Below are 12,329 nucleotides of genomic sequence, written 5' to 3'. Positions count from 1 at the left end.
GCCAAATTTGATAAAAAGCAGCAACTTGAAAAAATACGTGCGGAGTATTTGAAAAAAAAGCAAAAACAGACAGATAAATAATATGAATGAAAACATAGGAAGATTAATTCTCCCTATGTTTTTCTTTTATTTTGATTGCTCTCTGACTCGGAGAATTAGATTTAATTTTTACTACGTACTGTTCCGTATTTTAAATTCCTTTATAAATTCTAGAATATTCAATTATTGACAATATGAACATATGCGCATATATTAAAATTATTAAGGATAATAAAGGATATTGGAAAATACAAAAGAAATACAGACAAGTGATTTTACATGTTTGGCAAAATTAATTGAAAAGGGAAGAGATAAAAATGGGACATAATCACAGTCACGATCACGATCACGGACATGGACATACTCATGCCCCTGCCAATTATGGAATTGCGTTTGGATTTGGAATTATCTTAAACACTCTATTTATTATTGTTGAAATTATCTACGGAATAATAGGAGATTCATTAGCACTTCTAGCGGATGCAGGACATAACGTAAGTGATGTTCTGGGTTTAATAATTGCATGGATTGCTGTTTGGTTAGGAAAAAAAGAACCAACTAAAAAACGGACATATGGATATAAAAGAAGTTCTATACTAGCAGCTTTATTTAATGCAATATTCTTACTAGTAGCCATTGGCGCAATTGCATGGGAAGCTATAAATCGTTTTTCTTCACCTGCCCCAGTCGCTGGAAAAACAGTAATTATTGTGGCAATCGTGGGAATAGTGATTAATGGTTTAACGGCGTTACTTTTTATGGCAGGAAGAAAAAACGACTTAAATATCCGTGGGGCTTTCTTGCATATGGCTGCTGATGCTTTAGTTTCACTTGGGGTTGTAATTGCAGGATTTATTATCCTTTGGACGGGATGGCAATGGATTGATCCTATGGTAAGTCTTGTGATTTCCATTGTAATTTTCTTTAGTACATGGGGTTTGTTAAAAGAGTCTATTAACTTATCACTAGATGCTGTACCAGAGGGCATAGACATTCATAAAATTAAGGAATATCTAAGTGGATTACCTACGATTTTAGAAGTTCATGACCTTCATGTTTGGGGAATGAGCACGACAGAAGCAGCTTTAACGGTTCATTTAATTTGTTCTGAAATTGGAGATAATGATGAACTTCTTCAAAAATTAACAAGAGAATTACATGATGAATTCGATATTGAGCATGCCACAATTCAAATTGAAAAAGGCACTTATAACTGTTCATTACAATCTGATACTAAGGTATAACATCATGAGAAAAACAGTGATTACTAGTAGCAATTGCTGTTTTTTTGTTTTAAATGGAGGAGGGAGAAGCTATGAATAATTCTTGGAATCGAATAATATATAGATTCTGGTCGCCAATTTATGATAGAATCTTTAATTCTGGTGTTTTCTTGAAAGCGCGAAGACAAATTTTTCAGCAAACGCCTTTCAAAAGTGGTCAAAAAGTTTTGTTTGTGGGTGTAGGAACAGGTGCAGATTTGGAGTTAATTAACCCTTCGGACTTGAATATAACTGCGATTGATTTTTCACCTGATATGCTACATCGGGCAACTGAAAAATTTAAGGATTCCTCTATAGAGTTCTTAGAAATGGATGCTCAAAATATGACATTTGAAAATGAAACATTTGATTATGTGGTTGCTAGTCTAATTCTTTCTGTTGTACCTGATTCGGATAAGTGTTTCGCAGAAATGACGAGAGTATTAAAAAAAACTGGGAAGATCATTATTTTTGACAAATTTGCATCTAAAGGTCAAAAGTTATCCTTACAAAAAAAATTACTTAGACCACTAATTAAAGTATTAGGAACAGATATTGGATTGAATTTTGAAAAATTATACCATGAAAATAATGCAAATCTAACCATAAATGAGGATGAAAAAGTAATGATGAATGGAATGTACAGAAAAATAGTAATAAGTAAAATTAGTTGATTTTATTTTTGAACCCTGAAAACATTAAATCCGTCTAAGCAGAAAACGTTTCGCGTATGTTGATATGTGTAGGTATTAAAAGGGGGAACAGAATGATTGAAGAATTAAAGTTTAGTTTATTTATCGCATTGCTTATCTTTGCTGGATTGTTCTTGGTGGAAGCTCAATCAATTTCATGTTCCTCTTATTTAAAAGAGATTTGGTCTTTACAGATTTTATCTAGGTGACCCAAAACAAAGGGGACAGAGTGTGGGAAAAGCAAAGAGAATTAAGTCGGTTTTGAGATGGTCATTTGAATACAATAATGATTCAGGGGAAAAATAATACTAGCCTTGTTAAATTTAGTAAGAGGAGTAGATGTTTTTAGTGAAGAATCATCTAACTATGTAGGCAAATATAGTATAGAAAATATACAGTTGGTATTAAAAAGTTATGGTTACTATTTAGATGATAGGGTATGATAAAAAGTTTAGATATTACAAGGTCTCAAATACATACTTTGTTGTTATATATTTCTATTAAAAGAATTCTTTTATTACACATAATTAGGTAATATTATTACTCGAATATATAAATTATTAGAAAGTAGGTATTCTTTTGAAAATTACAGCTATTCTAGAAAATTCAAAGTTAGAAAAGAGCTTAATCTCAAAGCATGGTTTATCACTTTACATAGAAACAGAAGAAATAAATATTATTTTTGATTTAGGGCCAGATAACTCCTATATTAAAAATGCTCATTCTTTAGGTATTGATTTAAATAGTGCAGATACAATAATTATTTCACATGGTCATTCGGATCATATAGGTGGATTAAGTCATTTGAATGAAGTAAATAAACATGGAAGCATTTTTTTATCGTCGAATTCATTTGAACCACATTGGTTAAAAATTGGACCCTACTATCATAATGTTGGAGCAAACAATACTTTACCTCAAGTTTTCAATAGTCGTATGAAATTTGTTAATACTGATATGGAAATTACAAAAGGAATACACATTATTCATTTGCAACCGACAAGTGAATATACAAAAAATCTTTTTAAAGGAGATATAAAGGAGTTAGATGATTTTAATCATGAAATTGTATTAGTAGTTGAAAATAAAAAAGGATTAGTAATATTTAGCGGTTGTAGTCATCATGGAATTGTTAATATAGCTAAAACTGTGTTAACAAAATTTCCAAATAAAAACATCCATGCAATTATCGGAGGGTTTCATTTAATAGGAATTCCTATAATTAATACAATAGGAAAAACAAAAGAAGAAGTAATTTCAATTGGTAATGTGCTAAATACAATGCCAATAAATCTTATTTATTCTTGCCACTGCACTGGAACAAGTGGGTATAAAATCCTAAAACCCATTTTAAAGGAAAAATTACATTCGTTTAAAACTGGAGAAATTATAGTGCTTTAGCAGAAGGCGTAGCATTTTTTATTTCTTTTAAAGATGTAGTCAATCCCAAAGCTCTGAAAGCTTGTAGGGAAATTAGCAGTTTGCAGCTAATTTCCCTACAATTTTATCAATACGTGACTTTCTACTGCCTCAAGTAAATCTTTACTCGGTCCGGCAACTAGTGTTGTATCCTTCTTTGCTCTACGAACATAGTTCCAAAGCGCCTCTTTCTTCTCATTCTCCAGAAGATTATCAATTGTATTCAGTAATCAGTAGAAACAGATAGTTCCCTTTTCTTTTCGTTAATAGTAGCTTTATTTTTAATATTCAATGAGATTTGTTTTCCATAAACTGAGGAGTATGGGGGGATAGATCTATCAACCCAAATGTTACCTCCTATTATTGTATTATGTCCAATGGTTGTATCGCCACCTAGAATTGTTGCTCCGGCATAAATTATCACGTTATCTTCAATATTAGGATGCCGTTTTATTCCTTTTACTGGATGGCCATCATTATCTAGAGGGAAATTTTTGGCTCCTAAAGTTACTCCCTGATATAGTTTTACATTATTACCTATAATGCATGTTTCACCAATTACAACCCCAGTTCCATGATCTATAAAAAAGTAGTCACCAATTGTTGCTCCAGGGTGAATATCTATTCCTGTAAGTTGATGCGCATATTCTGACAAGATTCTCGGTAAGATAGGTACATTCATAGCATATAATTCATGTGCTAATCTATGTATACTGATTACTTCAATAGAAGGATAACATAATAGTATTTCCTCAAATGAAAACGCAGCAGGATCTCCAAAATAAGCTGCTTTTATATCATTTTGAATCTTAGTTTTGATTAAAGGGAGTTTATTAGTAATCCCAATAATAATTTCTTCTATTTTTTTGCAATAGCAAGAACTATCATCAATGATTTCAAAGATAATCTTTACTTGATTTCGCAATTCTAAAAGGAATTTTTGTAAATTTTCATAGAAATAAGTAGATGTTTGATATGTTTCTTTAGAATTTTTATGGTAATACTCTGGAAAAACTAAATATTTATATATTTTTAATATTTCTTTAATTTTTTCTTTCCCATCTAACCTAAGTGCCTTTCTATTAAAAATCAATTCTTTGTCAATATCCTCAATTTTTTTAGCAATAGTTGATAATTCATTATTGAACCATAAATCTAAACTCATAAATAATCCCTCCAATATTTAAATAATCAAAATAAGTTTCGATTTGAAATAATATGATACCTGGTATTGAGGTCTTTTATTATGCAACAATTCTAAATCTATAAACCTAAACAAATCAATAATAATATTTGGTTAAAATTGTTAAATTATTATCTTTTAAACAAAATAATCCATAAATATGTAATTTATGTGAAAAATATACACATATTTCTAATTAACTGGTAATATATACAAAGTATTATACCTTTTTTACCAAAAGATGTATAGTATAGTCAGAATTTAGGAGAAATTAAGTAATTTAAGGTTTGGAGGATGGTAAAAATAATATTAGTTAAGGTGAAGAAATATACATTCAATGACAATACAAATCGTAAAGAAATGAAAAAATTTATTAAAAAAGAAATTGAAGGCTGTAAAAAGTTCTTTGTATCAAAATCTTATTCATTTAATTATGGTATTTACGCATATTCAAAAAAACGGATCTCAATAGATATCGAAAAGAAACGAATTTTATCTAATACACATCAACAAGCATTAATTAATTTTTCTTTTAATGAAAAAGATATGGTTTTAATGCAAAGAGGAATTTCACTAATACAGATATGGACTATAAAAGAATCATATTCGAAATTTTACAATAAAGGTTTGAAATTGGATTTTAAAAAAATTTATATTTCTTGGTTGAAAAATGATTTATTTAATGTGAAACACCCTGATTTTGATCAAATTAAAGCAAAAATATTAACAACAACAGATACAATAATTTCTATTTCTTCGAATGAAGAGTGTGTAATAAAATTTGAAACATTAAAAGGGGTTATGTAAATTATGAAAATTAAAATGACAGAAGTACAAAAAGCTTATTTATTAGGTAGAAACGATGCTTTTAGTGGTAGAACTGGAACGCATGTTTATATAGAACTTAGTTTTAATGGGGATATTGAGAAATTAAACAAAGCATTTAATAAATTAATATTAAAACAACCTATGTTGAGAGCTAAAGTGTTAGATTTAGAATACTTTGGAATTTATGAAACGCTTGATTATAAATTTAAAATAGAAAATGTGTTGAATGAAAGAGACATTGAAAATATAAAAATTCAAAAAAGAAATGAACTTTCCCATAAATTATATAAGGCGGAGAATTTTCCTTACTTCACTGTTGATTGCCTATCTATAGATGCTTCACAGCATATAATTTTCTTTAGCTTAGACTTATTAATAGCTGATGGTATGAGTATATTCCAACTGTTTGATCAATGGAGAAACTTATATGAAAATGAAAATTATCCTTTAGAAGATATGACAGAAAATCTTTTATACATAAATGATAAATATCATGAGGAAAAAAAATCAGATAGGTATAAAAAGGCAAAGAATTATTGGTTAGGTAACACTTCGACATTACCCGAAGCCCCTCAATTAATGCTAAATCTTAAAGAAGTAGAGAAAAGTGACTTTAAGAGATTAGAGTATAGCTTTTCTAACTCCGATTTTTTAAAAATGCAGGAGATAGCTAGAGAAAAGAAAATATCTATTAACACTGTATTCCTTGCACTTTACGCTGCAGTGCTTCAAAGGGTGTCTACAAATAAAACCTTTACAATAAATATGACTACATTTAAACGCCCTAGAAAAGAGGAGTATATGAGTGTAATAGGAGATTTTACAAGTACTACTCTTATTAATACAGATATAAATCTCGAAGATAACTTAACTGAAAATGTACAAAAATTACAGAGAAGAGTAAACGAATCTTTTAGATATTCAGCATTTGAAGGGGTAGAAGTTTTAAGAGAGCTAGCTAAAGACAATGATCGCTTGAGTATTATGCCCTTTGTTTTTACATCAATGTTGTTTGATTTTAAAAATTTCGATTCTTTTACAAAAATAGATTATTGGGTTTCAGAAACGCCACAAGTTTATTTAGATTGCCAATTAAAGATAATTAACGGTGAGTTAAATATTAGTTGGGATTATATAGAAGATATCTTTGAATGTTCTCAAATTAATAAAATGTTTTCCGATTTTATAGAGTCTTTTAGAGTGTATATGACAAATTCTGAAGAAGCTTTACGAATAATGAATGAAAAATATATCCAAGAATCAGATATAGTCTATGATATGTATAATGCTCAGGCTATTAGAAAATTAGAAAGTAACAGAATATTATGTAAGTTAACTGATGTTTTAAATGAAAAGATGCATGAAATTGCTTTTGAAGATGTTTCAGGGAAAATAACTTTTAAAGAGTTAGATCAAAAAAGTGAATTAATAAAGGAAAAAATAATTCAATTAAAACAAAAACATAATTTAGATAAAATCAGAATTGGTATTAATACTAGTAAAAGTAATAATTGTATTGCTGAAATGTTAGGTGTTATAAAAGCTGGAGATTCATTCTGTTTTATTAACAAATCGTTACCTAAAGGAAGACAAGATAAAATAAAGGAAATATGTGAATGTTCATTAATTATAGAAAATGGAACTATTGAGTTTATCTTAAAACCTAATAATAAAATTCCTATGGATGAATTGTATGTAATTTTTACTTCTGGTACAACTGGTGAGCCTAAAGGTATTAGTATAAATGAGGATGCGGTTCTTAATACAATTTATGATTTAGTAGAAAAGTTAAATATAGATTCAACAGACGTTATTTTCAATATTTCAGAACTTTCTTTCGATTTATCCATTTTTGATATTTTGACACCATTATTAGTAGGAACTAAGACTGTTTTATGTGAATCTATAGAGCAAGTAAAAAACTATACAAGTCTGTTTAAGGAAGTAACGATTTGGAACTCAACACCAGGACTAGCACAACTTCTTCTTAAATATAGTAGATTAATGACGTCTATTCGCTGTGTATTAATGAGTGGGGATTTCATTCCTTCAGAATTAGTAAACTCTATACAAGAAAAATACCAAAATCCGAATCTTGTAATATATAGTTTAGGAGGGGCTACTGAAGTATCAATTTGGTCAATTTACTACCCAATAACAAAAAAATTTAATAAAACAAAGATACCTTATGGTTATCCGCTTTCAAATCAAACTATCTATGTTTTAGACGAAAATTATAATACTGTAGAAAATTTTGTTAGTGGAGAAATTTTTATTGGGGGATTAGGTTTAGCAAATGGCTATTTGGATATGGAAAATACAAATAAGGCATTTATTAACCATAATAAATTTGGACGTTTATATAAAACAGGTGATAAAGGCTATATGTCAGACGAAGGCTGTATTTATATTCTTGGTAGAATGCAATCTGAATTAAAAGTTAATGGTTATAGAATTGATCTATTAGAGATTGAAAACATTTTCAACAATTTAAATAATATCAAGCAATCTAAAGTATATGTGAAAAAGAATAGTCATAGAAGCATAATTGTTGCTGTATATATATCTGAACAAGGTGAAGAACTAGAATCTGCTTACATTCGGGAGGAACTAAAAAAACATTTGCCATCTTATATGATACCTACTACTTTTGTCAACGTAGAAGATATACCTTTAACAGCAAATGGAAAAGTTGATATTGAACAACTTAATAAGATGATAGAAATTAATCAACCTTTGAAATTAAATCAACAAGAAGAAAAATTACTAGTCTTATGGGAAGAGATTATTGGGAATAACTATTCTGAGTTAAATAATATAAGTGAAAATTTCTTTGATATTGGTGGAGATTCAATTAAGCTACCTGAATTGCTACATGAAATTTGTATTAGATACCAAATAGAAATATCAATTGAAGACTTGTTAAATAATTTTTCACTTAAAGAGCAGGCAAAATTGATCAATGAGAAGGTTAATGATAGAAAAAGTTCTAATAATATTAATATTCACAAACAGTTAATTCAACTTAAGAAAGGTAAGACAAATAAAAATATAGTTCTAATACATGCAGGAAGTGGAGAAATTGCGATTTATAATAAATTAGCTCAGAATTTGGACGCTGATTATAATGTATACGCTATAAAGTTTGAAAAGAATTATAAGGATGTTGCAATGCGTTCAATTGATTTATCAATACTTGCCGGAAAATATAATGAAATAATTAAGGAATTAGATTCAGTAGATTATATTGGAGGATGGTGTATTGGTGGAACAATAGGTTTTGAAATAACAAAAATAAATCCTAATATAAAAGGTTTATTGTTAATAAATTCTATGCCACCGGTGAATGAAAAAGTTGTTAGATTTGAGCAATCTCTTACTTCTGAAATGAAAATGATTGAGGAATCATTTGATATGAAGGTTTCAGATGTAAATAATACATTAGAATTGTGGAATAAAATAATTTTAATGTTGGAGAATAGATTGGAATTAATGCCTAAATTAGTAAAGATTGTTCCACCTGAACTATCAAGATTGATACCACATTTCGGTAGTAATAAACCTAGAGAATTAGTTTACTATATTAATCTTTTCAGAAGTTTTGAAACGGTAAGGTTTATGTTTAGTTCATCAAAAAAAATTAATGTTCCGATTATATATATTGGAGCAAAAAATGAACCTGTAGATGACTATTATTCTTGGTCTGACCATACCGAAAGGATCTTGTTAGAGGAGCATGTGAACGGGGATCATACTACTATTTTTGATAATGAAAATGTAATCGGTTTAGCTAATAGTATTAATAAAAATTTAATTTCTATTCAAACACAAGTAAAGGATGTTGAATTATGTCATATATAGAATTTGAGAATGTTTCTAAAAAATATAAATCTGGTGAAATAACTATTAATGCTGTAAATAAAGTGAATCTCACTATAGATCAAGGAGAATTTACAGTTATATTAGGACCGAGTGGAGCAGGTAAAACAACAATATTAAATCTACTAGGGGGAATGGATACGGCTACAGAGGGACTAATTAATATAGCCGATAAAAATATTTCCTCTTTCAATAAAGAAGAATTAACTTGTTATAGAAGAAATGATGTAGGATTTGTATTCCAATTTTATAATTTGGTACCTAACTTAACAGCTATCGAAAATGTTAAATTAGCATCACAAGTTTGTAAAAATCCTCTTGATGCAGAAGAGATGTTAGTAAAAGTAGGATTAGGTAATCGATTGAATAATTTTCCTAGTCAATTATCTGGAGGGGAGCAGCAACGTGTAGCAATAGCAAGGGCTTTAGCTAAAAATCCTAAATTAATTTTATGTGATGAACCTACTGGTGCCTTGGATTCAGTTACTGGTAAGCAAGTTATGCAAGTATTATGTGATGTTTCTAAACAATTAGGGCAAACTCTAATAATCGTTACACATAATGCAGAAATAGCGAAATGTTCAGATAAAACAATTCATATGAACAGTGGAGAGGTAACTAAAATTCAAAAAATAGATGAACCATTGGAGTTGGAGGTAATAGAATGGTGAAATCTGTATTAAAAAAAAAGCTACTTAGAGATATAAAGGGTTCGTTTTCTCAATTTATATCTATTATAGTAATGTTGATTTTAGGAGTTGGTGTATTCATTGGCCTCGATAGTACATGGAGAAGCTTGGATGAATATACAGATAGTATAAGTCGCCGTGACAATATCGCAGATTATAGATTATATTCAGATTCATTTAGTGAGGATGATTTGTTAAAAGTTAGTCAAATTGAGGGCGTGAAGGATGTTCAAAAAAGATTAGCATTTAAAGCGAATGTTCCTGAATATGAAGCTCAACTTGAAGTAAATGTTACAGAATCTGATAAAATCAATAAATTGAATATTCATAATGGTACATCTAATTTAAACTCTGGTGAAAGTATCCTAGATCTAAATTTTGCTGAAGAGAATGGGATTAAAGTTGGAGACTATATAACACTCTCATATAATAAAAAACAAATTAAGTTAAAAGTGGCGGGTTTGGCAACCAGTGCATCATATATTTATACAGTTCCTAACGCTACTTCAGTAATACCTAATCATAAAGAATATGGATTTATACAAGTAACACCTCAAGATGTTACAAAAATCATAGGTGAAGTATTTTTTAATGAGGCCTTAGTAACAACTAATCAAGAGGTAAATAATCAAAAAATAAAAGAAGAAATAAGAGGAGTTTTAAATAATAAGTTAAAAGGTATTGTAGAAAATGAAGAAACACTAAATTATTTAGCAATACAACAGAAAATAACACAATATAAGTCTATTGGTAATATTTTTCCGTTAATATTTTTTGCAGTAGTTATTCTAATGACATTTACTACAATGATACGTTTAATGAATAATCAAAGAAAACAAATAGGATTATTAAAAGCTCTTGGTTACAATAGTAGACAGATAATTTTACATTACATGTCTTATGGTATCTGGATTAGTATTATAGGTTGTTTGTTAGGTTTATTTGTAGGATGGAAGGTAGTCCCTCAATCTATTTGGAAACTATTTGAAGAGTTGTTTGTTTTACCAGATGCACAAATTATTTTATATTGGCCTAAAGTGATATTAATCTTAATAATTTCAATTTTAAGTACAGTAATTCCGACAATATATGTTTATTTAAAAACAGAAGTTGAACAACCTGCTGAATTAATTAGAACTAAAATCTCTAAAAAATGCGGTAATATTTTACTCGAATCATTTCCGTTTGTATGGGAGAAATTAAGCACAACAAAAAAATTAATAAGCAGACAAATCTTTACCAATAAAATTAGATTATTTATGACTCTTTTCGGTGTATTGGGGAGTACTACTTTATTAATCACAGCTTTTGGAATGAAAGATACAATTGAAAATGTCGCCTCTTCTGTATACGAAAAAACATACCTTTATGCAACTAAAATATATTTAAAAGAAAATATAGATTTTGAGGAACTTAGAGTACTATTAGATAATAATAATGATGAAAGAATCATGGAAGTTGTTACCGAAGTGTCCTCCAAAAACAAAACGAAAATGACCAATTTGCATGTTTTGGAAAACGAAAGTGAATATATTAAATTTTATGATGAGAATGAAAAGAAAATTCCTTTAGATAATGGAAGAGTTTTAGTTACTCAAAAAACGGCAGATATTTACAAAGTAAACGCAGGTGACGATTTAACATTAAAATTAAATTCTGGAAATTCGGTTAAATTAAAGGTAACAGATATATCAAAAGTAAATATTGGTCAAGGAATTTATCTTAGTGAAAGTACATGGAAAGATCTAAATGGTAAATTTATACCTACTGCTTTATTAAGTAAGCAAGATAAAAACGAATATTCTGATGATATGATTTCCCATAAAGTAAAAACTAGCTTACAAGAGAAAGATTTTACTACTAGCATGAGTAGTACTTTATCAATGGCAGTTTTGATGATTGCCGCTGCTGCTATTTTGGCATTCCTTGTACTATATAATTTAGGTATGTTGAATTTTGCAGAAAGAGAACGAGATCTAGCAACATTCTTAGTGCTTGGCTTTTATCAAAAAGAACTTAAAAGTTTCATTTCTTTTGAAAACATATTATTTTCAATTTTAGGAATAATTTTGGGGATATTTGGTGGACACTACCTTCATTCTAAAATCTTTGAATCCGCTGGAATGGGCGATGAATTAGATTTTAGCATTATAATTGAAAAATCTAGCATTTGTATAGCTGTAATTTTCGTTTTATTAATTGTAATAATAGTTAATCTAACTGTTATTTCAAAAATTAAAAAAATTCATATGGCTGAAGCTCTTAAAAGTGTAGAATAAACTGTCTAGTAAATCATCATGTACAGTTAGTTCCAATTTTGCATTTAATATTGGAATTT

9 protein-coding genes are annotated in these 12,329 nt (G+C 28.8%); 8 read left to right on the top strand and 1 reads right to left on the bottom strand.

Features of this window, described 5'->3' with window-relative positions:
• Positions 1-356 precede the first annotated feature (356 nt).
• From ABE048_RS02790 to ABE048_RS02775, 4 genes are all read left to right on the top strand, one after another.
• Positions 357-1,283: a cation diffusion facilitator family transporter gene (locus ABE048_RS02790; RefSeq protein WP_430308978.1), complete on the top strand. Its 927-nt coding sequence runs from the start codon at positions 357-359 to the stop codon at positions 1,281-1,283.
• A 71-nt stretch (positions 1,284-1,354) separates the two neighbouring features.
• The gene (locus tag ABE048_RS02785; RefSeq protein ID WP_430308976.1) at positions 1,355-1,975 is read left to right on the top strand and encodes a class I SAM-dependent methyltransferase; all 621 of its coding nucleotides are present in this window, start codon (positions 1,355-1,357) and stop codon (positions 1,973-1,975) included.
• 92 nt (positions 1,976-2,067) lie between these two features.
• Positions 2,068-2,202, top strand: a complete 135-nt coding sequence (locus ABE048_RS02780) for a hypothetical protein (RefSeq protein WP_430308974.1) — start codon at positions 2,068-2,070, stop codon at positions 2,200-2,202.
• Positions 2,203-2,572: 370 nt separating this feature from the next.
• Complete coding sequence (locus ABE048_RS02775) at positions 2,573-3,394, top strand: MBL fold metallo-hydrolase (protein WP_430308973.1); 822 nt, start codon at positions 2,573-2,575, stop codon at positions 3,392-3,394.
• A gap of 241 nt (positions 3,395-3,635) precedes the next feature.
• Here ABE048_RS02775 and epsC read toward each other — a convergent pair whose 3' ends face one another.
• The gene (gene epsC / locus ABE048_RS02770; RefSeq protein WP_430308971.1) at positions 3,636-4,577 is read right to left on the bottom strand and encodes a serine O-acetyltransferase EpsC; all 942 of its coding nucleotides are present in this window, start codon (positions 4,575-4,577) and stop codon (positions 3,636-3,638) included.
• Between the two features lie 312 nt (positions 4,578-4,889).
• On the opposite strand from epsC, the gene ABE048_RS02765 reads away from it, so the two are divergent.
• From ABE048_RS02765 to ABE048_RS02750, 4 genes are read left to right on the top strand one after another with little or no spacing between them, the layout of a single operon-like run.
• The gene (locus ABE048_RS02765) at positions 4,890-5,402 is read left to right on the top strand and encodes a 4'-phosphopantetheinyl transferase superfamily protein (protein ID WP_430308969.1); all 513 of its coding nucleotides are present in this window, start codon (positions 4,890-4,892) and stop codon (positions 5,400-5,402) included.
• Between the two features lie 3 nt (positions 5,403-5,405).
• Positions 5,406-9,284, top strand: a complete 3,879-nt coding sequence (locus tag ABE048_RS02760) for an AMP-binding protein (protein WP_430308967.1) — start codon at positions 5,406-5,408, stop codon at positions 9,282-9,284.
• A complete protein-coding gene (locus ABE048_RS02755) occupies positions 9,272-9,973 on the top strand; it encodes an ABC transporter ATP-binding protein (protein WP_430308966.1) in 702 nt (233 codons plus the stop codon). Before ABE048_RS02760 ends, ABE048_RS02755 begins: the two co-directional genes overlap by 13 nt.
• Positions 9,967-12,270, top strand: coding sequence for an FtsX-like permease family protein (locus ABE048_RS02750; RefSeq protein ID WP_430308965.1), 2,304 nt, complete (start codon positions 9,967-9,969; stop codon positions 12,268-12,270). The genes ABE048_RS02755 and ABE048_RS02750 overlap by 7 nt, the downstream gene beginning before the upstream one ends.
• Positions 12,271-12,329: the final 59 nt, after the last annotated feature.

It is taken from the genome of Rummeliibacillus pycnus (assembly GCF_050459865.1).
GTDB lineage: Bacteria > Bacillota > Bacilli > Bacillales_A > Planococcaceae > Rummeliibacillus > Rummeliibacillus pycnus_B.
Note: the sequence above shows the minus strand (reverse complement) of the source record. Positions and strands in the feature narration are given on the sequence as shown.

Bases quoted from the DNA above. Each gene is read 5' to 3' on its own strand.
- ABE048_RS02790 (WP_430308978.1), top strand. From the start codon at position 357: ATGGGACATAATCACAGTCACGATCACGATCACGGACATGGACATACT.
- ABE048_RS02785 (WP_430308976.1), top strand. From the start codon at position 1,355: ATGAATAATTCTTGGAATCGAATAATATATAGATTCTGGTCGCCAATT.
- ABE048_RS02780 (WP_430308974.1), top strand. From the start codon at position 2,068: ATGATTGAAGAATTAAAGTTTAGTTTATTTATCGCATTGCTTATCTTT.
- epsC (WP_430308971.1), bottom strand. From the start codon at position 4,577: ATGAGTTTAGATTTATGGTTCAATAATGAATTATCAACTATTGCTAAA.
- ABE048_RS02765 (WP_430308969.1), top strand. From the start codon at position 4,890: ATGGTAAAAATAATATTAGTTAAGGTGAAGAAATATACATTCAATGAC.
- ABE048_RS02760 (WP_430308967.1), top strand. From the start codon at position 5,406: ATGAAAATTAAAATGACAGAAGTACAAAAAGCTTATTTATTAGGTAGA.
- ABE048_RS02755 (WP_430308966.1), top strand. From the start codon at position 9,272: ATGTCATATATAGAATTTGAGAATGTTTCTAAAAAATATAAATCTGGT.
- ABE048_RS02750 (WP_430308965.1), top strand. From the start codon at position 9,967: ATGGTGAAATCTGTATTAAAAAAAAAGCTACTTAGAGATATAAAGGGT.